This window comes from Subdoligranulum sp. APC924/74 (assembly GCF_003324125.1).
In the GTDB taxonomy this organism is placed as follows: Bacteria; Bacillota; Clostridia; order Oscillospirales; family Ruminococcaceae; genus Gemmiger; species Gemmiger qucibialis.
The window spans coordinates 1-25,095 of record NZ_PSQF01000011.1 but is presented as its reverse complement, the minus strand read 5'-3'; the positions used below and the strand labels follow the sequence as shown (position 1 = coordinate 25,095).

The window sequence follows — 25,095 nt, the reverse complement described above, 5'->3', positions numbered from 1 at the left end:
TGTTAAAGTTCCATATCCTGTCCACGGCGGCGAACAGGCTGTTTGTGTTCGATTGTTTCTTTGGTTCTGGTCAAAACGGCGTTAAGAAAAGCCCGTACCCTTTCAGGTGCGAGCTTGATAGCATCCAGATAAGACTTGACTTCTGCAAACAAGTCATCATATTTCTTTTTCCATTTAGAAGCACTCCGCTTTGCGGTTTCCAACTGGTCTTTCAGCTTGACATTTTCCGCCCGGTAAAGAAAGCTGTTCTCCGCATAGCCTTTGAGTAAATCGCATTCTTTGGGTGTCAGGGTGACATTGCCGGTGAATTTGTTGACCTTGCCCATGTCCTCAATGTCCTGCACTGTCAGGTTGAGCCGCTGAACTTCCTTTGTCTGCTTTTGGAGTGATTTTAGCTCTTTCTCTTTCTTTTCTGCGGCAGCGGTAGTGGTTGCCAATGTCTGTTCCGATTGTGCCACCTGTGCGGTCACAGCCTCCAAACGCTGAGTTTCCTGCGCCACCTTGAACTGGGTCACGGTCAGATGTTCCTCGGTGCTGCCACGCTCTCCACGCTCCACATCGGTATAACCGGCAGAGCGCATAGCCTCCCAGAAATTATCCTGCAAAATGCTGTAAGATGGACGAAGGACTTTCTTTCCTTTGGAGGTCAGCAGCGGATTCCCGGCTTCGTCCAACGCAATCTGAGAAGTCCATTTTTTACTTCGGCTGACCTGCATAATCGTTTCTTTAACTGTCCCACGGAGGGCTTCGTCCTTGCAACGCTTCGACCAGAGAATCTGTTTTTTCACCACCGGGATATAGACCACATGGAGGTGGTAGTGGTACACATCCTCGCCCAGAGCTTCGGACATTGCCCGATTGCGCTCGTCGGCGTGCATGACGGCAGACAGGATATACTGCTCGCCGCCCACAATCTCCACGGCGGCTTTATAGGCATCGGCATAGAACTGCTTGGCAAATTCATAGCCGCCGTGGTTGTAGAAGTAAGCGGAGTTCACATCGAATACCAGCTCGCCATATTTCACGGCATCGGCTTTGAGACCTCTGGTGGAGATCACCTTGTCCTGTTCCATCTGTTCAAACATTTCTGCATATCCGGCGGTAGGAGCCTTGAAGTGGACGTTCAGGGAACTGCGCTCCGGTTCGATGTCCTCATTGCTGTAGCTGTCTTTTTCACGTTCGTTGTGTTCCTGCACCTTTGCCAAGTCATCGGCAGTTTCAACATCCTGATTGCGGGCTACGGTGCGATCAATTCCATCATTTCTTGCCATAGGTCAAGCTCCTTTCTGCGTTGATTTACGGGGGCTGGGGCTGTGGAGATGCACTTTTGCGAAAGTGTAATAACCCACTATGACACTTTCAGCCCGAAGGGCTGCAAAGTGCCGTGGGCTCTCCCGAGGGGGGATTGCGGTCATTGCGATGACCGCTGCTGAACTGCCCGGAAACCATCTGCATCGTTTCCTGTTGTTCAGCCCGGACAGCCGATGTTCTGCCAAACACCAGCCATCCGGCAGCAAACAAAGGCGTGCTTTGTCTGCCGTTGGGGGTGCGATACGAGAGTCCCCTATAGAGACGGTTTTGGGTGAAATGCTGTGTACATACGTACAAAAGCACCGAGTTACTCGTTCTGCCTCGGTACGTACGTATCTTCCGAAACATTGGAAAATCCGTTTATATAAGGTCTGGCAATCGCTTCAATTCCGAAAAATCCCCACACCCGCCGCCCGGCGATGTTGGTGATCCTGTTGCAGTATTCCAGATTGTACTTGCCCTGATTGGCGATCACAGCATCACTAAAGCTGCGCCGCTTCAGCGCCGTCAGATTGTTTTCTTCGCACCACATCTGGTAAATCTCATACAGTTCTTTAGAACTGATGGTGCTGTCTGCTTTCAGCCGAATATATCCCTCGGATTCCAGAAAATCAAAAATATTATTATTGTCCCGTTTGACAGCTTCCCGGTTGTCTTTGGTACGCTGGCTCTCGGTAAACTTGAAGTTGTTGGCAGCCAGCCTCTGCAAGCCCTCACAGGCCCACAGCAGGATGCCCTCCACCTCGGCCTTCATTTTCTCGGCCAGGTCGGGATCATCCACACGGCCAGCAGGCTTATCTTTTGTGGTCAGCACCAGCTGGCGGCGGTAGAACCCGTCGCTCCTGTCAAACAGTGCCTGCAAATCGCCGTTAGAGAAGGCCAGCAGCCGGGCGCACATCCATCCCTGATAGCTCTGCTTGCCCTTGCGCTCCAAATCCATCTTGCCCTGGGCGGTGACGATGGATTTTACATAGTTGGTCTGGCGCAGGGCTTCCATCCGCATATCGTCATCCACACACAGAAGGATATGCTCCAGGTCGGCACGGGCAAATCGGTTCTCGGATATTTTCCCGATGCTGCCATCCTTCATGTTGGAGCCGAACAAAGTTCCCAGCACAGCGCCGATCTGACTCTTGCCTTCACCGCCGTTGCCTTTGATGACCATCATCCGCTGACCCTTGTTGCTGGGGATCAGGCAGTAGCCGATGTATTCCTGCAAGGTGGGGATGTCCTCCGGATAGAGCAGGCCGTCCAGAAATTGCAGCCAGAGGACGGGTTTCGGGGCGTTGGGGTTGTAGGCCACGGGGAACCGGTTGCGGACGATTTCAGATTTTCCCTCCACAAATTTTCCGTCCAGAAAAAGCGTCCCGTTGGAGAGGTGAATCCGGTCCGCCTTCGGTGGAAAATCCTCCACCAGCGCCGCCAGCTTCATCAGCTCCACAATGTTGCTGATTTTGCGGGGGATATTGCTGACCGCACAGCATTTCAGCTCCTCAAAAATCTCTCCCCGCAGGGGCAGCTCATCGGTCACACGGCCTTCGGGCGTGAAAAAAGCCCCGTTTGTGAAGAGAATCTTGTGCGTCTGCAAGAACTCATCACAAAACAGGGCTTCGTTGATGTTTTTTCCATCAAACCAGACGGGCACTCCGTCAGGCGGATTGTTTTTCTTCATAGGGCGTTTCCTCCTTCTTTTGTCGTTCCAGCCGCTCCTCCAAGCTGGCAATCAGTTCCTCTTTGTTCAACATTTCTACGATTCTTATCCGTTGTTCCAGTTCGGCGGCAATGAGCAAATCCGCCAGATACTCCACATAGTCCAGCATCTGGCAGGCTTCCACAAACCGGTCATCCAAAGCATCTTCCGGCACCTTGGGCGCATACTGTACCTTCCAGCGTTCTAAAAGATGCAGATAATCGCACAGCACTCGAAGGCAGCGCATTTCCTCCTGCCGGTATGCCGTCAGCAGGGGGCGTTTCGGCTTGGGCAGAGCGATGGCCGCCGGAGGCTTATCCGGGTCAATCTCGAAGTTCTGGGCCAGTTTTTGTGCCGCCTCGAAGCTGCTCAAGTCAAATAGCCTTGCCACAAGGTCGATCACATCGCCGGTGGCCCCACAGCCGAAGCAGTAAAAGTACCTCTCGTTCAGCTTCATGCTGGGATGCCGGTCCTCGTGGAATGGACAGCGGCACATCCCACTGTGATTGACCTGCAAGCCGTAATGTTCCGCTGCATCCCGCACTTGAATCGTTTGCTTCACCAGCTCAAACAGCGTCATTTTCGCTCCCTCCCCGCTGAAAAATGATTGGATGCCGTTTTTTTCATAGAACCTCTCTTTCTTGCGCTTCCGGCGCAGCTGTTGTATAATATTGGCGTAGTTCCGAAAAAAGTAATCTGCTTTCAGATTATCCTTTCACTAATAGGAGAAATCCCGGGTGTAAAACGGAACCATTTTTTGAAAAATCATAAAAAATTTTTGAAGGGGGTGGAGTCATGGCGTATCTCACAGCTGATGAGCTTCTGGATACCGAAGATGGCTTCACCGAATGGGACGATGGGACAGGCGCTGGGGCGGAGGAAACGCTGGAACAGGCGCTTGCGGAAGAACGTCTGGCTGAGCTGGAAAATGAGCTGGAGCAGGACGAGCATCCCATCGACTATGAAGCGGAGCTGGAAAACGAGGAAGAAGAAGCCGCCCCGGTCAGCGATAAGCGGCTGAAACGGGAGATTCGGGCGGAAGCTGTGCGGCGGCTGGAGGAAGCGGCCCGCACGGAGAAGGATTTCCAGGCCGTGGTGGAGGAATGGAACAAGCTGGACCGGAACCGGGAGCGCCGGGAACGGGACCATGAAAACCTCCGTGGGGATGTGCCGCTGGAATATCAGGCGGTGCCTGAACCGAAACTCATTCCCCACTGGATGAACAATCCCGCATACCGGCAGCTGATGGCCGGAAACTTTCTGGACATCCTGTTTGACTGCCCCTATGAGATGCACAACCTGACCGCTGACACCTTTATATCCCGCATGGTGGAGGAACTGAGTGAGGAACATAAGGAAGTTCTGTATTTTCTCTCTTTGCGGCTGTACAGCACCACCCAGCTTGCTGCCATTCGTGGGCAGTCTGACCGCAATATCCGCAAGCTGAGGAAAACCATCCGTAAAAAATTGCAGCGCCAGATGTATGACCATTTGTGCAGCAAGCCGGAAAATGGCCTGACCTTGCGGGAGCGTCGGTTTCTGGAGGAATACTCGAAAATCGCAAAGAAACAGGGCAAGGACGCCGTGATTCGGCGGGAGAACAAGACCAAGCGTAGAAAAAAGAAAAAACGCCCCTGATGGCAGGGGCGATGAAACAGAAAGGGCACGCATAATGAAGAATCTATTTGAACAATCCCGTTCTCATTGGGTGCGCTACGATCATTATGAGCTGAAAACAGCGGAAGATGGCAAGCGGTACATCACCCCCGGCAAAAACGCAAAGCCGGATGTCTACAATCCGCTGAAAGAGGTCCCGAACATTGTGTTGGATGCACTGAATGTGGGGATGCTGCTGATGGGGCGTAAGCCAGAGGCAGAAGTGGAAAAGGCGGTGATGGAGTTTGTCACCCGGTACGGCCTGCTGGGGCTGATGACCGCTCTGCCTACCACACCGACTTTTATGGACTACGAGGCGGTGTACCTGCCGAAAAACCATTTCATCAAGGAAGAATCCATGGCGACAGACCAATATCTGTCCCTCTTTTACCCCTTCGACCAGCTGGATGTGGTGAAGAAGGGCATTGAATCCACATGGAATGTGTCCGGCGACCGGACCATGATTGCCCTGACCATGACCTTCATGGACGAGCCGATGGCGAAGAACATGAGCTTCCAGCGGGAATATGCGGAACCCTACAACTGGGTTGCTCAACAGTTTAAGGACTGGGCCTTTACGCTGACCACCGCCTTTTTCTACTACAATGACTATGATTTCATGGGCGAGGACGAACGGGGGCTGCACCGCAAGGCTATGGCTGCATTTGGCGGAATCGCCCCCAGCTACCACATCGAGCTGCTGGATAAGCCCACCATCTACTGGGATTTTCACTCCCTGCTGCTGGGTATCCAGATGATGTTTAGCTTCATGCTGGTGGATGATGAACAGCCCCTGCGTCTGTGCAAGCATTGCCATAAGGTGTTTTTAGGAAACCGCTCTAATGCTGCATTTTGCAGCCCACGGTGCAAGAACCAGTATAATGTCTACAAGAGCCGTGAGAAATCCAAGGGGGAAAAGGACTAATCAGGATACTTCTTGCCGCACCGGAAACCGGAACCAATGGGGACACTTTTGATACCTTGTTTTTGTTTTTTGGTGTATATACAAACCTTCCCCGTATTGTATATTTTACGACTTCAGAAAACACGAAAAATCCCGCAGATTTCACCCCGGTATAAGGATGAATTCTGCGGAATTTTATATTATTCATGACACCGGAAAGTCACATTGGCACAAAGATTTATGCGTAAATTATGTGACAACGCTTTCGGCGAGGAACTTTATGATGCTTCTGTTTAATCCATCCAACAAAAAGGAAATCACGAAGCTGCCTACTGTTAAAAGTAACAGCCCGCTAACCCAGTAGAGAGGCGTTACACGGTGGTTGACAAGAACGGGGACTATCACCAAGGTAATAGCCAAGTGATGTACAAGGAAGACTCCAAAACAGCGACGGGATAACCAATGCAAAGCCTTTTGAAGAAACGGACCACAAAACAGGAGTAACTGCCCTAAATAAAACACCATTACAAACACTCCAACACTAGCTGCGGTTACAATCCAATATTCAGGACACCCAAGGCCATACAGTACCAAAGTGGTCATTCCTGCTAAAATTCCTGGAATCCAAAGGGATGGGAGACACCCGCCCAAAAAGCTCCCCATGAAAAACAACGGCAGCTGGCCAATCAATGTGGGATAAAGCTGCCCCGGATTTTCCACAAAACAACAAGCCAACCAGGCAAAGAGAGCTCCTACGGCGGCGAAAACAACTCCCCGGCGTCGAATCATGCGCCAAAGTACAGGAAAAACAGCGTAAAGGAACAGAATACAACCCAAATACCACTCTCCAATTTTGTAAAACGTAGGCGTGAAAGACTGAAAATATCCATCCACTCCCACTATAGAGAGAAGCAGTTTCCACGGAGCTACGCCTTCATTGTTGCCACATATAATATCGCTGTAAATAAAAATGGGAAAAAAGCAAAGCCAGAAAAGAGGGTAAATGGCCAGAAAACGTCCCCAAAGATAGCGCTTCATGGACCAGCTGCGGCTTTTTTCCTGCCAGCACAAGCAAGATCCAGAAAGGAGAGTCATGGTGTATACCGCCACTTGGACCAGCGGCTCCATAGCGGGAAGAAAATCTGCTGGACATAGTCCCCGAACAGCGGTTTCTACCTGATAATGATAGAATACTACCACCAAGATTCCGAATACCCGAATCAAATCCAGACCGGGAAGATGTTTGAACTCTTTCATGGCCAGCCTCCTAAACTCTCTTGACATATAAGATAGGAGGCATTTCTTTCTATTCGATGACTTGGAAGGTGACAAAGTTGTCAGAAACAATGTATTTACCAGGAAGATTACATATCAGATGACAGATCAGTCACGCACAGAGTACTATTCCGTGATAAAATAATATGGCACATTAAACATTTGAAGTGAGGAAATCATCCCAATGGTTCGGATATTGTTGATTGAAGATGACTCCACTATTGCAGCCGGGCTGGCGTATTCTCTGGAACAGGAGGGGTGGAGTGTCACTTGCAAGGGCACTCTGGCGCAAGGGAGAAACGCCTTAGAGACTGGAGAATACCAGCTGCTATTGGTGGATGTCGGTTTGCCTGATGGTAGCGGCTACGATCTGTGTGCTGCTGCTAAAAGCAGGAATATTCCGGTGATTTTTGCCACTGCAAGAGGGGATGAGGGAAGCGTAGTACTGGGCCTGGATATGGGGGCTGACGATTATATCGTTAAACCCTTTCGGTTGCGGGAAGTGGCCAGCCGCATCCGGGCCGTACTACGCAGAGCGGCCGGAGAGCGGGAGCAGTTGGTTCGGTTGGGGGAACTGGCGGTAGATACACAGAAAGGCCAAGTGACCCGTAACGGAACTCCCATCTTGCTTACCGCTCTGGAATACCGATTACTGCTTACTTTTCTGTCTCATCCTGGACAGACTCTCACCCGGGGGCAACTGTTGGAAGGAATCTGGGATGTGGCAGGAAATTTTGTCAATGACAACACCTTGTCTGTGTATATCAAGCGACTGCGTGACAAGCTGGAAATGCCAGGACACCCTCTCATTTCCACTGTGCGTGGAATGGGCTATCGGCTGGAGGTAGATGGCCATGACAAGAAATAAGGAATTATATCTGCCTATCGCCCTCAGCATGGCTCTGACTTTGGTTTCAGGGCTGCTCTGTGGCTTTTTGGGTGGCCCCTGGGCAGCACTGACAGGGAGCGGGTCCGTTCTTCTCACCACACTGCTCTGGATGAGCACAACATGGAGCCGGTATAAAAAGCTACAGGAATTAGGAGAATACCTGGCTTCGGTATATGCAGGCGGGGAACTTCTGGATATTCGTGACAATCGGGAAGGAGAACTGAGCCTTCTGAAGAACGATCTGCACAAGATTACCGTTACCCTGCGTCAGCAAAGTGCCCAGCTGGCTCATGACAAGGAATTTTTGCAGCAGCTTCTGGGCAATATTTCCCATCAACTGCGCACCCCTCTTACCGGAATGCTGGTTATGGCGGACTTGCTGGCACGATCAGACCTACCGCTGGAAAAGCGCCAGGAATTTACCGGGCAGCTTACTGCACAGCTGGAACGAATGCAATGGTTACTGGAGAGACTTTTGACCTTGTCCCGGTTGGATGCCGGGTGCCTGGAACTGGAACGAAAAACCGTTTCACTGCCATCTTTGCTGGATAGAGCTACTGCTCCGGTAAGGGTGGCCCTGGAACTGCGTGGCCAGACTTTAAAAGTGGAGTGCCCTCAAGACCTCCTGTGGGAAGGGGATGAAAAATGGACCGCAGAGGCTGTAACCAACCTGGTGAAAAACGCTTCTGAGCATTCCCCGGAAGGAGGCTTGGTAAAAATTTCCGTGAGCAAGGATGTACTGAATCTTTGGATCACAGTGGAAGATAATGGCCCCGGTATCCCGGAATTGGATATGCCCTATTTGTTTCGGAGATTTTATCGTGGCAGTAATGCCGCTCCGGGCAGCGCTGGTATCGGCTTGGCTTTGGCGGCAGAATTAGTTCGAGCTCAAGGCGGCAGTGTGGTGGCAGAAAATCAGACCCCAGGCCCTGGTGCTCGTTTTATCCTCAAATTGCCCATACATCCCGGTAGTTTGTGACAAAACTGTCACCCAGACAGTCATCAAGAGGAAAGAAACAGCCAGTATACTCAAGATGTGGGGGCAACAAAGGCGTTGCCCAGTCTTGATACCAGGAGGGAAATATGGAATTACTGCGTGTGGAACACCTTAGCCGTTATTATGGGGAAGGTCCTGCCCAAGTAAAGGCACTGGATGATGTGTCATTCTCCGTAGAAAAAGGGGAGTTTGTCGCCATTATGGGCCCGTCTGGCAGTGGAAAAAGCACCCTCATGCACCTGCTTGGAGGGGTGGACAAGCCCACAGCCGGACATGTATGGTTACAGGGCACCGATCTTTACAAATTGGACGAGAACGCACTGGCCATTTTTCGACGGCGCCAGATAGGTCTGGTGTATCAGTTTTACAATCTACTTCCTGTGCTCAATGTACGGGAAAACCTGACCTTACCTTTGCTGTTGGATGGACGCAATGTCAACAAAAACCAGTTGGAACAGCTGGCCCAAATTCTGGGCATCCAGGATCGGATGAACCATCTGCCCCATCAGCTTTCCGGCGGTCAGCAGCAGAGGGTCAGCATTGGCCGGGCCCTGATTACCAGCCCTGCCCTTCTGTTGGCAGATGAGCCTACCGGCAACCTGGACAGCAAAAACAGTGCTGAAGTGATGGCTTTGCTGCGTTATTTTCATGAGAAAAAAGGTCAGACATTATTGGTCATTACCCACGATGAACGGATTGCCTGTCAGGCAGACCGACTCATTACTGTGGAGGATGGGCATATTGCTCAGGACGAGGCGGTGCGGCCATGAAAAATATTGTGCACACTTTGACTCTCGCTCAGATGCGGGCTAATCCCCGTCGTACTCTTGTGACTCTGGTGGGTGTGGTTTTATCGGTGACCATGCTCACGGCAGTTTTTGCGGGGGCTGATTCCTTTTTGAATCTTCTGTACCGGCAGGCAGCACAGGACAACGGCACCTGGCATGGCAGAGCCTTTGAGACTGGAGAACAGGTGGTAGAAAATCTGTCCCAGGATGACAGGATTGACCAACTGGGCCTGGCAGCCAGTTGGGGAGTGTCTCCCCTGGACGACAGCAATAGGTGGGGGGCCGCTCTCTATGGAGTAAACCAGTCATTCTACCAGCTTTTGAGGGTAGAGTGTCTGGAAGGAAATCTTCCTTCCACAGAGAACGAACTGGCCATTTCTCAAACTCTCGCCAAAAAGACCGGTTGGAAGATTGGAGACCAAGTCTCTTTGGATTTGTTACGAGTATGGACCCCACAAGGGGTGGATTCCGCAGGGGAAATGATCTATCGGCAAACCAGCGGCCCGGGAATCATGGGATTATCGGACAGCTATATGCTCCGTTCTGTGGGGGAAAAACAGTTCACGATTACAGCTATTGTGGACCCAGGCGGTTTTGATGATCAAAATGTGTTCGCCTGGGAACCATGTTTTACAGTTCTGGAGGATCAGATCCCCCCGGATGGATTGTGGTGCGCTTATTATACTGTCAGTTCGCTGGGGCGAGAACTGTATGACCTGCTGGAAAGTATCCAGAAATGGCAGGCAGACTTGCCTGTCGATGCTGGAGGCGTGGGGACCATCGATCTAAACCGGCAGCTCTTGCTTTATTATGGCATAGATTATCCGGGCAGCCTTCTATTGCCTGCCTTTTACGGTTTGATGGCGGTAACACTTCTCATTATTCTGGTGGGTGCTGTGTCTCTGGCTCGAAACGCCTTTGCCATCAGTATGACGGAGCGCACACAAATGCTGGGAATGTTGGCCAGTGTGGGGGCTACCCGGGCGCAGAAGCGGCAGTCCGTCTTGTATGAAGCCTTTATTCTGGGATTGATTGGCATCCCTTTGGGCCTGATTGCAGGCTGTGGAGGAATGGCGATTACACTGGTTTTTCTGAATAGTCAGGTACAGGAACTGTTTCAATTTTCTCAGCCTCTTTATCTTTCGGTACGGCCTCTTCCCCTGGCCGCTGCAGCCCTGCTGGCAGCCTTGACTCTGGCATTCAGTGCACTGCAACCGGCCTTGAAAGCCAGCAGGATCACGCCCATGGATGCCATCCAAGGAGAAGGTCAGGTTCAATTTCATTCCAATGATGTAAAAACAGGAAAACTGACTGGAAAGATTTTCGGCTTTCCTGGAATTTTGGCCCTCAAAAATTGTAAGCGAAACCGGGGACGGTATCGAGCAATTGTATTTTCCCTGGCGCTCAGCGTAATTATGCTGCTGGCTGGTACCGGACTTTCTTATTATGTGGACCGTGCCATGGGAGTGCGTTACGGGACAGACAGTCCCTTAGCAACGGCGACCATCACCTTCAACGATCCTTCCTTGGATACCGCTACCTATACGGATGATCTGAAAGCTCTGGCTGGAACAGGGGAAGTACGGTTGGTCGGAGGTTTGCAGGCTGGAGAGATGGGCAGCTTCACTTTGAATTGGGCGGATATGAGCCAAGACGCAATAAAATGGTTTCAAAACCAGAGCGGTCTCTTAGATGAACAGGATTATACTTCTGAGGACGGCCAAAATGTCACCGTCTATCCCACCTTGCTGGTCATGGATGACCAGGAGTTTTCCGACTGGGCAGGCAAGGAAGTTTCCTTGAATTCGGATTATCTGGATTGTGTTATGATCACCAGCACCTATCTGTATAATGCAGGCAGCTACACTCAGCTGAAAAATGCTCTGAATCTACAACCTGGATTTTCTATGGAGTTTGCACAAGAGAACGGGTTTGCAGACACTTGGCACGTAGCAGCACTGGCGGAGGATTTCCCTTATTCCGGAAACACGGTCACCTCCAACACCGTGGAAAGCCTTACTTTACAGTTGGTGACCAGTCGCAGTGTATTCCAAGCATTCCTGAATCGGCAGGCAGACCTGGGCAGAAGCGGTGCATACTACTGGCAGGTGCAGTACATTCACCCTGAAAGTATTTCCGCCCTAACCAGCGGATTGGAGGAATGGTCCCTAAACAACAGCTATGGCCTGCCCCAAGGGGTGATCAGTGCAAACTACAATTCCCTTGCCATGGGTGGCCTTCAGCGGTTTGGAATGCTTCTACAAATCTTATGTACCGGGTTTGTTCTGCTGCTATGTCTGGTATGTATGGCCAATATTCACAATAGCCTCTCTACGGGAATGGAACTGCGTGCTCGGGAATATGGAATTCTCCGCAGCGTAGGAATCACACCCGTGGATTTCCGTAAGATGATTTGGCTGGAAAGTCTTTTCTACGGAATCAAAGCGCTGTGCTGGAGTTTACCTTTTGGAATGGGCGTGTTGGCCCTGGAATACTATGCTATCCGACGAGCATTCCAACTTCCCTTCTGTCTGCCAGTGGGCAGCATTGTCCTGGCAGTTGTTTTAGTAATGGGGGTATGCTGGATTTCTGGACTTCTGACCCGCAGGAGTCTGGAGGAGCAGACTATTACCGAGGCCATTCAGAAAAAACTTTTTTAAACAGAAGCCGCAGAAGTGTTTTCCTTCTAAAAGGGCTCTCGGAAGAGGTCACCTAAAGGTGGCCTCTTCTCGTGTCAAGAGAAGAAATACAGTACAATGGATATGAATGATGAGAAGAGCTGATATTGTTTCTGTGTAAACAGCAAATAAAAACCTGTAATTATCTTGTACAGAGACAATAAAAATGACGGGTAAGCATTTTTGTGTGCTTACCCGCCTTGTTTCATCTGTTAATTTTCAAATGGCTTGTATACAGTCACGGTTTTCAGATACTTCACGGGATCGCCGTTCAGCACCAAATCTGCATACTCAGCCGGAGCATTATAAATCAGCCAGTCCAGCTCAGAGCGTTCATACATATTGTCGGCCACTTCATTCTCTACGGCGATGGTATCAATGGAAATCATGCTGCCATCGGCATATTTTAACTCGACACAAGCGGTGTCGATATTGAATTCACAGGACAGTAAATGGTTCACAGCGTTAATCTCCTTACAGCTTTCATTTTTAACGAATAATCTGTCGTGATGAACCCGCTTCCCGAATGTTGATTCCCACACTCCGCACCAATTCCGCACCAATTTGTCATGGCAGTATATGTAGATGCATGGGGTTATGTGACGGAAAAGTTCGTAAATATGGGAAATATTGAGCTTTGTGAAGGAATATTGAGATATAAAAAGGCCGATTATCCACCGAATCGTTGCGGTTCGTGGGATGGGCTATCGTTTGGAAGCGGAGGTATCTCCATGAAGCAGTTTTGGCGCATAATAGAACGGTACTACCCTTGGCTGCTGTTGCTGCTGGGTGTGGATTGCTTTTGTTTTATCATTCTTTGGATTTCTGACATTCAGGCATTTCAGACCTTGATTGAGTTAGTGGTTCTGACAAGCATCCTTCTGTTTTCAGCGATCCTGTTTGTACTAAACAAGCGGGAGACCACCCGCCGGGAGCTGTTCCGGGATTTCCTCAGTGATCCTACCATCTGCAACGAGGAAAGGCTGCTCAGTGTCGTCAGCCTGGAAGAAGGAGAATCTATCCGGCTTCTGGCCTCAGTTTTACAGGAACACAAAAATGAGAGCAGCAGTATGGCAGATGCCCTACGGGACTATGAAGAATATGTGGAAGGCTGGGCACATGAAGCGAAAACGCCCCTGTCGTTGCTGACCATGCTTTTGGATAACCGAATCGACGAAATATCGCCTTCCCTGCAAACTAAGTTGGATTATGTCCGTAGTCAACTTCAGGAGAATGTCACGCAGATGCTTTACTATGCCCGGTTAAAGAGCAGTACAAAGGATTATCGGTTTGAAGATGTCAATTTGAATGACTGCTTGGGGGAAGTTCTGGAGGACTATGCCCCACTTCTGGAAGAAAAGCAGTTTGTAATTCTCAACAAACTGCAATCTGAAACAGTTTATACAGACCGTAGAGGGCTTCAGTTTATGTTGGGACAAATCGTGAGCAATTCCATAAAATATAGCAGTGATAGTCCCATGCTAACGATTTCCATGATACATTCGGAGACCGCAGATGTCCTTTCTGTTGAGGATAACGGCATTGGTGTAAAAAAATATGATCTGCCGTATATTTTTCAAAAGGGCTTTACCGGGGATTCTACTGACAGCCGAAAGAAAGCTACTGGTATAGGGCTTTACCTGGTTAAGAAGATGGCTGACGATCTAAACCTTCGTCTGGAAGCTACTTCCCAGTGGGGAAAGGGCTTTAAGATAGTCATTTTCTTTCCAAAACTGGGATCCAACGGTGGAAAATAATATAAACAGAAAAACGGGGCTGTTGCACATCCTCTAAAAAATAAAGACCGAAGTAAAAGCCAAAAAAGGCTTTACAACTTCGGTCTTTTGCTTTAAGTTAATAGTTGTGAGCAAAAAAACTCAAAAGCAAGAACAGCATATCGAAATTTTGGAAAAAAGTCAACAGTTAAAATTTCGGATGCCGACAGAAATAAGAATATCGAAGCACAACGTGCTCTATCAGGCAAGCATCCAGCTTGAGGAACTGGATTACACAAAGTTGTATAGAGCTTATTCGGGAATCCGAAAATCGCAGATAGAGCCGCGTGTGTTATTTAAAGTGCTGGTGTGCGCCTACATGAAGGGCGTATATTCCAGCCGTAAAATAGAGGAGCTGTGCAGGGAGAATCTGGTATTTCGCTGGCTGCTGGAGGATCAGAAAACACCGGATCACTGCACTATAGCAAGATTTCGGGGCAACCGTAACCTGCAGGAAGCGTTTGAGGATTTGTTCTTTCAATATGTAAAGAAGCTGGAGAATAAAGGGTATACCGAGCACTCCGAGGTGTTTGTGGACGGAACCAAAATCGAAAGCAAAGCAAATCGGTATACATTCGTATGGCTAAAGCAGGTAAGCAAACAGCTTGAGAAAATCAAGGCACGGTTGAAAGAACGGGTATGTCCGCAAGGAAATCTGACCTCGACTAAGGTTGAGAAAAGACTGGAACAACTCAATACGGAAATCGAGGCGCAGGGCATTGAAGTGAAAAAAGGCCGCGGGCACCATAAGCCGGAAATCGTTCGGGAGCGAGATGAACTGGCTCTCTTGTATCGCCGCTGGATGGAGTATAACAGAAAGAAGGCAATTTGCGGGGAGAATCGCAACAGCTATTCCAAGACAGACACAGATGCCACTTTTATGCATATGAAAGACGACCATATGCGCAATGGCCAGCTAAAACCCGGATATAATGTTCAGTTTGCTGTCAATAGCGGTTTCATAACCGGCATTGGCGTATTCAGCAACAGAACGGACTTCGGCACGCTGATTCCGTTTTTGACCTATTTATGGCATAAGCACGGAAAATCCTATCGCAATGTCGTGGCGGATTCCGGCTATGAAAGTCTTGCCAATTACCGCTGGCTGTTCGAAAATGGCCAGACTGCATTTATTAAGCCCGCCAACTATGAATCGGGGAAAAAGCGTTCTTCAAAGTCACAGGTTGGCAGAATGGAAAACATGGGCTATTACGAACCGGATGACTGCTTTATCTGCAAGAACGGCAGACATCTGGATCTCAGTTCTCACTATACCTCCCATGCGAAGGACGGTACAGAGCGCAAAATCTCTGTTTACCGCTGCGAGGACTGCTCCGGCTGCCCTTACCGTGCAGCCTGCTGCAAGGCTAAAGACAGCGAAAAGCGCAAAGAAATTTTTGTCTGCTGGGAATTTCAGAATCTGCGCAAGAATTCGTATCACAACATTACCACCGAGGAAGGAAAGCTGCTGCGCTGCAACCGTTCCATTCAGGCAGAGGGTGCCTTCGGACAGCTAAAGCACAATCGGAATTTCAAGCGTTTCCTTACCGGCGGTAAAGTCAAAGTCCTGGCGGAGCTTCTGTTTTTGGGGCTTTCCCAAAACATTGCTCACCTGCTGGCAAAGTGCAACAGTGGGCTGCAAAATCTGCATTTGATTCAGCCTAAAGCATACCTGAATTTCTGATTTCTGAAAATTTGGAAAACAGGCTCCTCTGGAAAACAATCGTTATTCAGAAGGGCCTGTTTGAGTTATCTGCTTTTTGGAAATTAGGGGGTCTATGGCGAGCGTTTTTGTGCTTCTGGAGGCATTTAACCGTAAAGAGGCTGCTGCACTTGGATTTTTTCCTTGTGCAACAGCCTCAGCATGTTGTCAGCTATCCAAAGGCTTGTATTCTGTTACAGTTTTCAAATAGGTTTCGGGATCGCCGTTCAAGATAAGGTCTGCATATCCAATCGGGTCATTGTAAATCAGATAGTCAAGCTCTGACCGTTGATATATATTGTCGGCAACCTCGTTCTCCACTGCAATGGTATCAATCGCAATCATGCTGCCATCGGCGAATTTCAGTTCTACACAGCAGTTATCCATATTGTAGGCACAAGATATTAAGGTCTTCATGGTATGTCCTCCATAATTCGTAATATAAAGCGAAAATCCCGTCTGACTTCCTGTTAGAAATCAGACGGGATTTGTCCGTATGCACCCCGGAAACCGTCAGCTAACAGTTGATGAGTAAATTAGTTCCTTATCACTGTTAAGCCAACCAACAACGGGCTTTTTCTTGTTTTGGCGGCAAATGTGCAGAACCAACAAAATTCACGTTTCATCGTCAGTCTATACCACCCTGTCGTAGTTCTCCGACCCGGAAGGCCAGAGGTTTGAATCCTCCCGGTCGCACCAAGAGCAGCACCTTATGGGATGCTGCTCTTTTTGTTTTTTGCAGATTTTACGGGGCAGTAAAAGAAGGGATTCGAACAGCCCGTGCCCCGCGCTTTGCGTCCCGCGGGGCAGAAACGCCCCGGTGGGGCGTTTCTAGGGCGCGGCTTGGCGAATCCCTTCGGGCACACTCAAAAACCTCATTGCAATGTGTTTTTGCAATGAGGTTTTTTCTTTATTTAGAATCATTTTAGCCGCATATCATCTGCCGCATCCGTGTACTGACCTTTTGCCAGCCGTTCGTTTCTCAGCCGATTTAAATTATCGAAACATTCGCTCTATAAAGCAATAAAATAGCAAGCGCATCATCGCTGTTTTTCCTCTTCTCAGGGGATCCATGTGCAACATAAAGCGCTTGCTATTTTCATTTTACTTTTTTTCCGTTAACTCTTTCAACAATGCCCGGCACCCAATGTTGACATCCTGCCAGGTGGCTTCAAAATCACCGGTATACCACGGGTCAGCCACATCGCCGCTTTGCCCGGCGTGCGCTAGCAGCAGCGAGCACTTTCCTTCCGGGTCGCCGCCGCAAATGCGGGCCATGTTGCTCAGGTTCATCCGGTCCATTCCGATCAGGTAACCAAACTCCTCATAATCCTTGCGGGTCATCTGCCGGGCCGCATGTCCATCGCAGCGGATGCCATGCTCCGCCAGTTTGCGTCGGACCGGTGGATACACCGGGTTGCCCAGTTCTTCCCGGCTGGTTGCTGCGGAAGCAATCACGAACTCATCTTCCCGCCTCGACTGTCGCACCAAGTCTTTCATCACATACTCTGCCATCGGGCTACGGCAGATATTGCCGTGGCATACGAATAATATTCTTGTCATCCCGTCATATCCTTTCAAACATCTCGAAGCCGCAATATTACTGTAATCCGTTATTTTATTGGCAATACCGCATAATTCTAAGTGCCGATACGGCGAGCGAGGTGCGGCAGATGCTAAGCCAAAAGCGCAGATAATACTGGATGTCTTATCGAGCATTTTGGCAACGCAGATGCCGTGCCGCAGCTGCCGGAGCGGTGCTTAAGCCGTCAGGCGGGAATTGTGCGATGTTGCCGATTTTTTCTTTTCAATCTTGTCCCCAAATTACGCATTTTCCCATAAATTTCCACTCAAGTTACTGGCAAATGGTGTAATATGTAATACATGGTATAGCAGCTGCAGCAAACCTCCGCCTGTTTATCCCGACATTCTTTTTGCCCCGCCCGCCGCCAAAAGCTGCCTACAGAATACCACACGCAGCGCTAAATCACAACCAGATTCCCTGCACCGCCCCGTTTTCTGCAAAATTCTCTTGCAAGGTTTCGCACCGCCAACTATAATGTATTTATATATTATAAGTAAAGGCGCATGGCACAGCCGTTTTCCGGGCTTGCCGGGTGCTTTGGATTCCAAACAGAAAGGGGGCCGCCCGATGCCTCGCATTGCCGTGGTGGATGACCAGCCGGATATGCGGCAGCAGCTGTGCAGCATGATTGACCAATACAGCCGCGAGAACAACTGTATGCTGGAAGTTACCACTTTTTCGGACGGTGCCCAGGTCATAACCAACTATTGCAAGGGGTTCGACATCATCTTTCTGGATATTGAAATGCCGGAGCTTGGCGGCATGGACGCTGCCGAGCGCATTCGCACGGTGGATCCGGATGTGGTGCTGGTGTTCGTTACCAACATGGCGCAGTACGCTATTCGCGGGTATGAGGTCGACGCCCTGGATTTTGTGCTCAAACCGGTCAATTATTACCAGTTCAGCACCAAGCTGGCCCGCGCTTTGCAGCGGGTGCAGCGCCGCAAAGGCGGGCAGATTGCATTACAGACCGCTGGGGGCGTGCAGCTGCTGAACACCGAGGACATCTACTGGCTGGAAACGCGGGACCGTATGCTGCATTACCATACCTCCACCGGGGTATGGTCCGTGCGTTCCAGCCTGCAAAATGCTGAAAAGCAGCTGGCCCCCTACCACTTTGCCAAATGCAACCAGTGTTACCTTGTCAATCTGCGGTATGTGCGGGCGGTCCAGAACGATATGGTCCAGGTTGGGGAGGACCGGCTGGAGATCAGCCGCCGCCAGCGGGCTGCCTTTCTGGCTGCGGTCGCCGCCTATGTTGGGGGTGCCATGTAATGCTGCCAAATCTCCAACAATTTCTTTCTCTTCTTGTCTGTGGGATACAGCTTTGGGGCGCAGCACTGACCTACTGGCTCCCGCTCCGGCACTCGCCGCACTTTTGGCAGCGGGCGCTGCTTTGCCTGATTCCCTCCATTCCCCTTTCCACATTTTTATTATGGGCGGATTACACGCCTTCCTCGCTGTTCCTGCGGGCGGGGGCGTATATTCTGTTTTGTATGTGGATGATTTTCGCTTCCCACAGTTGCACCCAGTTGGACTGGTCCGGCGCCAATTATTGCGCCATCTGGGGAATTTTGAGTGCCCTGACGACATTTGAGTTATGGCGGCTTCTTGTCTGGTGCCTGGCACAGGTAAACATATTCCTGCCATTGGATCAGCCCTCTGCTCTGCTGCTGCAACTGCTGTTTTTTTCCGCTGCGTACTGCCTGCTGCGGGTAACTGTTGCCCATTCCATGCCATATGAAGGCAGCTACCACATCGGTCCCCGCCAGCAAATCAGCGCTATTATTCTGGGCGGCATGTTCGTTCTGCTGTTTTTAACAATGCAGACCGTCACCAACTCCGGAGTATCACGGGAAACTTCTATCTTCGTTGTTGTCCCCCTGGCACTCTGCCAGCTCTACTGCATCACCCTTTTATATTTGCAGACTGAGCTGTTCAAAAAGGCGGCCATGGAAAAAGAGATGAACTCGCTGAACATGCTGTATGAACGCCAGCGCCAGCAGTATCAGGTGGCCAAGCGGAACGTACAGATCATCAACCGCAAATGCCATGAGCTGAAAGTTCAGATCGCTGATCTGCGCCGCATGGCCCCCAACGCCGCGCTGCAGCAGAGCCTGAACGAAGCCGAAGCCGCCGCCCGGCAGTATGACGCCAGCACCCAGACCGGCAGTGAGGTTTTGGATGTTGTGCTGACCGAAAAGAGCATGCTGTGCGAAGCCCACCACATCAGCATCAACAATGTAGCGGACGGTACCTGCCTGCACTTTATGGATCCGGCCGATCTGTACGCTCTGTTTGCCAACGCACTGGATCATGCCATTGAGTTGACCCGCAAGCTGCCGGAGCCGGAAAAGCGGATGATTGACCTGCTGGTCTGCATGCGGCAGGGGTTTGCTGTTCTGAATATCATCAGCGCGGTGCCCGATGGCCCGGATCCTGGCCGCGAAACCTGCGATGAGTTAAAGATCGTCAAGCGCATTATCCAGAAGTACAATGGTTTTTTGACTACCGAATCCAACGGTGGATTTTTTGCGATAAAAGCCGTTTTCCCGGTCCAATAAAGTTCCCTCAAAATTTCAGGTATAAGATTTACGCCCTTGCATTTGTACATATTGCACAAATGCAAGGGTTATTTTTTTGTCAGGCAAAAACCGTTTATTCCACGCAAATGACCGATTATGCAAAACCCATTGCGACCTTTTTCGCTGTTCGTTACAATAATAACAGCAAAAAGAAAGGATGGCTGCGCCATGCGAGAAATCACCAAAATCATGGAGGGTTGGGAATTCACCGGCCCCGACGGCACCACCACAACGGTGGACCTGCCGCACACCTGGAACGCCCGCGACGGTCAGGACGGCGGCAATGACTACTGGCGCGGCACCTGCATCTACCGCACCCGTTTCGCTGCTCCCCAGTTTAACACCGCCTCCCATCAGGTCTGGATTCAGTTTGACGGCGTCAACGCCAGCGCCCATGTGGTTCTGAACGGCTCCCCCGTCTGCAACCACGACGGCGGCTACTCCACCTTCCGCGCCAACATCACCGAACTGCTGCGGGATGAAAACGAGCTGACCGTGGAAGTCGACAACAGCAAAAACGACCGCGTTTACCCCCAGAAAGCTGACTTCACCTTCTATGGCGGCATCTACCGCGATGTCAGCCTGATGGTGGTCAGCAAGAACCACTTCACCCTGGATTACTTCGGCGGCCCCGGCATCCGCATCACCCCCACTGTGCAGGGTGCAGATGCCAGCGTTCAGGTTACCACCTGGCACGACGGCGAAGGCGAAGTGAGCATTGAGTTGCTGGACGCTGCCGGCAACACCGTTGCCACCGGCAAAGGCCCCGACATCACCCTGACCATCTTCAACGCACACCTGTGGAACGGCGTTAAGGATCCGTACCTGTACAGCTGCAAGGCCCGCCTTGTGGTGAACGGCACGGTGGAAGATGAGACCACCACCCGCTTTGGCGTGCGCAGCTTCAAGGTTGACCCCAAGAAGGGCTTCTTCCTGAACGGCAAGTCTTACCCGCTGCACGGCGTTTCCCGCCATCAGGACCGCAAGGGCCTGGGCAACGCCATCACCCGCGAGATGCACGACGAAGACATGGCCCTGATCAAAGAGATCGGTGCCAACACCATCCGCCTGGCTCATTATCAGCACGACCAGTACTTCTATGATCTGTGCGACGAGGTCGGCATGGTTGTTTGGGCCGAGATCCCCTACATCAGTGAGCACATGCCCAACGGCCGCGAGAACACCATCAGCCAGATGAAAGAGCTGATCATCCAGAACTACAACCACCCCTGCATCGTCTGCTGGGGCGTTTCCAACGAGATCACCATCTCCACCAAGGACAAGAAGGACATGCTGGATAACCACCGCCAGCTGAACGACCTGTGCCACGAGATGGACAAGACCCGCCTGACCACCCTGGCCTGCTACGCCATGTGCGGTCCCTTCAACCGTTCGGCCCACATTACCGATATGGTCAGCTGGAACCTGTACCTGGGCTGGTACGTTCCGGGCTTTATCCTGAACGACCTGTGGATGGGCTTCTTCCATCTCTGCTTCCCCAACCGCCCGTTCGGCTACAGCGAATACGGCGCGGAGGGCATGCCCAACCTGCACAGCACACACCCCCACCGCGGCGACCACACCGAAGAATACCAGGCCAAGTACCATGAGTACATGCTGCGTTGCTTCAAGCGCCACCCCTGGATGTGGGCCACCCACGTTTGGAACATGTTTGACTTTGCTGCAGACGCCCGTGACCAGGGCGGCGAGCCGGGCATGAACCACAAGGGCCTTGTGACCTTTGACCGCAAAACCAAGAAGGACAGCTTCTATCTGTATAAAGCATGGTGGAGCGATGAAGCCTTTGTGCACATCTGCTCCAAGCGCTTTGTGGAGCGCACCGGCAGCACCGCTACCGTAAAGGTTTATTCCAACCAAAGCACCGTTGCCCTGTATGTAAACGGCAACAAGGTAGGCGAGCAGACCGGCGAGCATGTTTTCACCTTCAAGGTTCCCTTGAACGGCGAACTGCACATTCAGGCCGTGGCTGGTGACCGCACCGATGAGTCCGTCATCCGCCATGTAGATACCCCCAACCCGGAGTATAAGCTGCACAAGACCAAATCCAAGAGTGCAAACTGGGTATAATCTATTTTGAACACTCTGTATTTTGTTTTTGCATAATACAGTTTGTTATAGAGCATTTTCTAACAGGAGGAGAACACAATGAGTAAGAAACCCAAAGTTGGGATGTGGTCCGGCCTGACCGCCGTTACCGCCGTCCTGACCGCAGGCGCCATTGTAGGCACGACGGTTGCGTTCCATTATACGACCACCGTTAATAACTACCTGGACGCCGACACCTACAAGATCATCAGGGGCGACAGCGACGAAGACACTGAGTACTTCAAGAGCGATTTCACCTCTGATGAAGAGCGCGAGTCCTATGAGGCTGAGCTGTGCGCACAGGTTGAAGCCGAAGGCGCAGCCCTGCTGAAGAACGACAACAACGCCCTGCCCCTGGCAAGCGGCGCAAAGGTCAGCCTGTTCGGCCACGGCTCCGTGGACCTGATGTACGGCGGCACCGGTTCCGGCTCCGTTGACACCAGCAAGGCTCCCAACTTCAAGCAGGCTCTGGAAGATCAGGGCATCCAGGTCAACAGCACCCTGTGGGATCTGTATTCTTCTGACGATATGATGAAGAACTACAGCCGCATCACCCCGGCTGCCATCTCCGATACCCTGGAAGCCAACACCCAGTACGCTGTGAACGAAGCTCCCTGGAGCAAGCTGTCCAGCGCCGAGTCCAGCTTTGCTGACTACGGTGATGCTGCTATCGTCGTGTTCTCCCGTTCCGGCGGCGAGGGCGCTGACCTGCCCAGTGGCGAAAACGGCACCAATGATTCCTGGATCAAAGGCCAGGAGGGCGACGGTAACTACCTGGCCCTGTCCGCTGAAGAAAAGGAACTGCTCCAGAACCTGAAGACCCTGAAGGACAACGGCACCTTCAAGAAGATCATCGTTCTGATCAACTCTTCCAACGCCATTGAGATGGATTTCCTGAACCCGGAGATCTGCGGCGAGGATTACGGCATCGATTCCGCTATGTGGATCGGTGACGTGGGCCAGACCGGCATCAACGGTGTTGCCCAGCTGCTGGCTGGCGAGGTTACCCCATCCGGCAGCCTGGTTGATTCCTACCTGTATGACAACATGGCCAACCCCGCCATGTACAACTTCTACACCCAGGCTTACCCCAACGCAGCAGATTACAACCTGCTGACCGATGGCCCTGATGTGCAGGGTATGTACAGCGTGTATCAGGAAGGCATCTACCTGGATTACCGTTACTACGAGACCCGCTACGAGGACGCTGTTATGGGCACCGGCAATGCCGGCGACTACAACTGGTCCACCACTGTTGCCTTCCCCTTCGGCTATGGCGACAGCTACACCACCTTCGAGTACAGCGATTTCAATGTGACCGAGTCTGCTGATGCTTTCAATGTCACCCTGAAAGTCACCAACACCGGTTCCACCTACTCCGGCAAGGAAACCGTTCAGCTGTACTTCCAGAGCCCCTACACCGATTACGACAAGGCCAACGGCATCGAGAAGGCTTCTGCTGAGCTGTGCGGCTTTGCCAAGACCGATATCCTGGCTCCCGGCGCTTCCGAGACTGTCAACATCACCGTTGACAAGAGCGAGCTGCGCACCTATGATGCCAACAACGCCAAGACCTATATTGTTGACGCTGGCGACTACTACTTCACCGCTGCCACCGATGCACACAACGCTGTGAACAACATCCTGGCTGCCAAGGGCTACACCGTTGAGAACACTGATGGCCGCATGACCGCCGATGGTGACGTTGCCCTGACCTACAAGTGGACCAACGCCGCTCTGGACAGCACCACCTTCGCCACCAGCGAAACCGGCACTGCCATCACCAACCTGTTTGATGAAGCAGACCCCAACAAGAGCAGCAGCGAACCCGGCGAAGTTACCTGGCTGAGCCGCTCCAACTGGGTTGCCACCTTCCCCACCCAGCCTGTTGTGCTGAACGCAACCCAGACCCTGGCTGATCACCTGGCTTTCACCCGTTACGACGGCAGCAAGGCTGACAGCGTTGAGATGCCCACCCTGGGCGCTGACAATGGTCTGGCTCTGGTTTCCATGATCGGTGCCGACTATGACGATCCCCAGTGGGATACCCTGCTGGATCAGCTGACCTTCAACGAGATGGTCAACACCATCACCCTGGGCTTCCACAACACTGCCGCTATTGAATCCATCGGCAAGACCCGTACCAAAGACGAAAACGGCCCGCAGGGCCTGACCGCAGCACTGACCGGCGGCGCTTCCGCTATGTGCTACACCTCCGAAGACGTTATGGCCGCCACCTTCAACGTTGACCTGATCAACGATGTGGGCCGCTGCATTGGCGAAGACTGCCTGGCCATGGGTTACTCTGGTCTGTATGGCCCCGGCATCAACATGCACCGCACCGCTTACTCTGGCCGTAACTTCGAGTACTATGCTTCTGATCCGTTCGTTGCCGGCACCATCTGCGCTGCCGAAGTCAACGGCATCCAGTCCAAGGGCGTTTACGTTTACCTGAAGCACGTTGCCCTGAACGACTCTGAATCCAGCCGCCGCGGCGTGAACACCTGGCTGAACGAGCAGGCTGCCCGCGAAATCTACCTGGAAGTTGCCGACAAGGCCGTCACCGATGGCGGCGCCTGGAGCGTTATGTCCGGCTTTAACCGCTGGGGCGCTTACTGGTGCGGCGCTTACGATAACCTTCTGACCGGCTTCCTGCGCGGCGAACTGGGCCTGCGCGGCATGATCATCACCGACTACTCCGGTTCCAGCAAATACATGGATCTGGCCGATGGTCTGATTGCCGGTTCCGATATCTGGGATAGCCCGGACCCGACCATCCACACCACCCTGGCTCCGAAGTACGAGAACGATGCTTACATCGTGACCGAAATGCGCGAATCCATGCACAAGATCCTGTACACCGTTGCCAACTCCAACGCTATGAACGGCTGGTCCTCCGCTGACCGCCTGAAAGTCATCACCCCGTGGTGGAAGACCGCCCTGTACGCTCTGGACACCGTTCTGGCTGTTCTGACCGTGCTGTGCATCTGGCGCCTGGTTGTTGCCATCAAGCGCAAGAAGACCTGGACTGCTGAGCAGGCTGCCAACACTGCAAACGCTCAGAATCAGCAGTAAGGTTTAGGGCAACACCGCACAATTCCCGCCTTGCGGCTTAAGCACCGCTCCGGCAGCTGCGGCACGGCATCTGCGTTGC

At 51.6% G+C, this 25,095-nt stretch carries 19 protein-coding genes; 12 read left to right on the top strand and 7 right to left on the bottom strand.

Annotated features, from left to right (window positions below; all coding sequences use genetic code 11):
• Nucleotides 1-2 precede the first annotated feature (2 nt).
• The 3 genes from C4885_RS05065 to C4885_RS05055 form a co-directional block, all read right to left on the bottom strand.
• On the bottom strand, nt 3-1,271 hold the full coding sequence (locus tag C4885_RS05065) for a plasmid recombination protein (RefSeq protein ID WP_113999306.1): 1,269 nt from the start codon (nt 1,269-1,271) through the stop codon (nt 3-5).
• Nucleotides 1,272-1,618: 347 nt separating this feature from the next.
• Nucleotides 1,619-2,983, bottom strand: coding sequence for a phage/plasmid primase, P4 family (locus C4885_RS05060; protein ID WP_113999305.1), 1,365 nt, complete (start codon nt 2,981-2,983; stop codon nt 1,619-1,621).
• A complete protein-coding gene (locus C4885_RS05055; RefSeq protein WP_113999304.1) occupies nt 2,961-3,581 on the bottom strand; it encodes a CHC2 zinc finger domain-containing protein in 621 nt (206 codons plus the stop codon). Before C4885_RS05055 ends, C4885_RS05060 begins: the two co-directional genes overlap by 23 nt.
• A 215-nt stretch (nt 3,582-3,796) precedes the next feature.
• Between C4885_RS05055 and C4885_RS05050 the strand changes: the two genes are divergently transcribed.
• Nucleotides 3,797-4,639 carry a sigma-70 family RNA polymerase sigma factor gene (locus C4885_RS05050; protein WP_113999303.1) on the top strand — a complete coding sequence of 281 codons (843 nt, stop codon included), beginning with the start codon at nt 3,797-3,799 and terminating at the stop codon, nt 4,637-4,639.
• A gap of 34 nt (nt 4,640-4,673) precedes the next feature.
• Nucleotides 4,674-5,582 (top strand): hypothetical protein, encoded by a 909-nt coding sequence (locus C4885_RS05045; protein ID WP_113999302.1) that lies wholly within the window; start codon nt 4,674-4,676, stop codon nt 5,580-5,582.
• A 228-nt stretch (nt 5,583-5,810) separates the two neighbouring features.
• On the opposite strand, the gene C4885_RS05040 is transcribed toward C4885_RS05045, so the two are convergent.
• Nucleotides 5,811-6,818, bottom strand: a complete 1,008-nt coding sequence (locus tag C4885_RS05040; protein ID WP_158538814.1) for an acyltransferase — start codon at nt 6,816-6,818, stop codon at nt 5,811-5,813.
• 202 nt (nt 6,819-7,020) lie between these two features.
• Here C4885_RS05040 and C4885_RS05035 point away from each other — a divergent pair, with 202 nt between their 5' ends.
• The 4 genes from C4885_RS05035 (at nt 7,021) to C4885_RS05020 (ending at nt 12,170) form a co-directional block, all read left to right on the top strand.
• Nucleotides 7,021-7,704 carry a response regulator transcription factor gene (locus C4885_RS05035; RefSeq protein WP_113999300.1) on the top strand — a complete coding sequence of 228 codons (684 nt, stop codon included), beginning with the start codon at nt 7,021-7,023 and terminating at the stop codon, nt 7,702-7,704.
• Nucleotides 7,691-8,704, top strand: a complete 1,014-nt coding sequence (locus tag C4885_RS05030; RefSeq protein WP_158538813.1) for a sensor histidine kinase KdpD — start codon at nt 7,691-7,693, stop codon at nt 8,702-8,704. The genes C4885_RS05035 and C4885_RS05030 overlap by 14 nt, the downstream gene beginning before the upstream one ends.
• Nucleotides 8,705-8,808: 104 nt before the next feature.
• A complete protein-coding gene (locus C4885_RS05025) occupies nt 8,809-9,492 on the top strand; it encodes an ABC transporter ATP-binding protein (RefSeq protein WP_113999298.1) in 684 nt (227 codons plus the stop codon).
• Complete coding sequence (locus C4885_RS05020) at nt 9,489-12,170, top strand: FtsX-like permease family protein (RefSeq protein WP_113999297.1); 2,682 nt, start codon at nt 9,489-9,491, stop codon at nt 12,168-12,170. The genes C4885_RS05025 and C4885_RS05020 overlap by 4 nt, the downstream gene beginning before the upstream one ends.
• Nucleotides 12,171-12,400: 230 nt before the next feature.
• On the opposite strand, the gene C4885_RS05015 is transcribed toward C4885_RS05020, so the two are convergent.
• Nucleotides 12,401-12,649, bottom strand: coding sequence for a DUF6061 family protein (locus tag C4885_RS05015; RefSeq protein WP_113999296.1), 249 nt, complete (start codon nt 12,647-12,649; stop codon nt 12,401-12,403).
• Between the two features lie 270 nt (nt 12,650-12,919).
• Here C4885_RS05015 and C4885_RS05010 point away from each other — a divergent pair, with 270 nt between their 5' ends.
• On the top strand, nt 12,920-13,945 hold the full coding sequence (locus C4885_RS05010) for a HAMP domain-containing sensor histidine kinase (RefSeq protein ID WP_113999295.1): 1,026 nt from the start codon (nt 12,920-12,922) through the stop codon (nt 13,943-13,945).
• Between the two features lie 178 nt (nt 13,946-14,123).
• Nucleotides 14,124-15,647, top strand: coding sequence for an IS1182 family transposase (locus C4885_RS05005; RefSeq protein ID WP_113999294.1), 1,524 nt, complete (start codon nt 14,124-14,126; stop codon nt 15,645-15,647).
• 186 nt (nt 15,648-15,833) lie between these two features.
• Here C4885_RS05005 and C4885_RS05000 read toward each other — a convergent pair whose 3' ends face one another.
• Nucleotides 15,834-16,082 carry a DUF6061 family protein gene (locus C4885_RS05000; protein WP_113999293.1) on the bottom strand — a complete coding sequence of 83 codons (249 nt, stop codon included), beginning with the start codon at nt 16,080-16,082 and terminating at the stop codon, nt 15,834-15,836.
• A gap of 687 nt (nt 16,083-16,769) precedes the next feature.
• Nucleotides 16,770-17,228 carry a low molecular weight protein-tyrosine-phosphatase gene (locus C4885_RS04995; protein WP_113999292.1) on the bottom strand — a complete coding sequence of 153 codons (459 nt, stop codon included), beginning with the start codon at nt 17,226-17,228 and terminating at the stop codon, nt 16,770-16,772.
• Between the two features lie 589 nt (nt 17,229-17,817).
• Here C4885_RS04995 and C4885_RS04990 point away from each other — a divergent pair.
• The 4 genes from C4885_RS04990 to C4885_RS04975 all read left to right on the top strand — a co-directional run bounded on the left by C4885_RS04990 (nt 17,818) and on the right by C4885_RS04975 (nt 25,016).
• Nucleotides 17,818-18,525 carry a LytTR family DNA-binding domain-containing protein gene (locus C4885_RS04990; RefSeq protein ID WP_113999291.1) on the top strand — a complete coding sequence of 236 codons (708 nt, stop codon included), beginning with the start codon at nt 17,818-17,820 and terminating at the stop codon, nt 18,523-18,525.
• Between the two features lie 221 nt (nt 18,526-18,746).
• The gene (locus tag C4885_RS04985; protein ID WP_158538812.1) at nt 18,747-19,814 is read left to right on the top strand and encodes an ATP-binding protein; all 1,068 of its coding nucleotides are present in this window, start codon (nt 18,747-18,749) and stop codon (nt 19,812-19,814) included.
• Nucleotides 19,815-20,003: 189 nt separating this feature from the next.
• Complete coding sequence (locus C4885_RS04980) at nt 20,004-21,923, top strand: glycoside hydrolase family 2 TIM barrel-domain containing protein (RefSeq protein ID WP_113999289.1); 1,920 nt, start codon at nt 20,004-20,006, stop codon at nt 21,921-21,923.
• 78 nt (nt 21,924-22,001) lie between these two features.
• A complete protein-coding gene (locus tag C4885_RS04975) occupies nt 22,002-25,016 on the top strand; it encodes a glycoside hydrolase family 3 C-terminal domain-containing protein (RefSeq protein ID WP_113999288.1) in 3,015 nt (1,004 codons plus the stop codon).
• Nucleotides 25,017-25,095 lie beyond the last annotated feature (79 nt).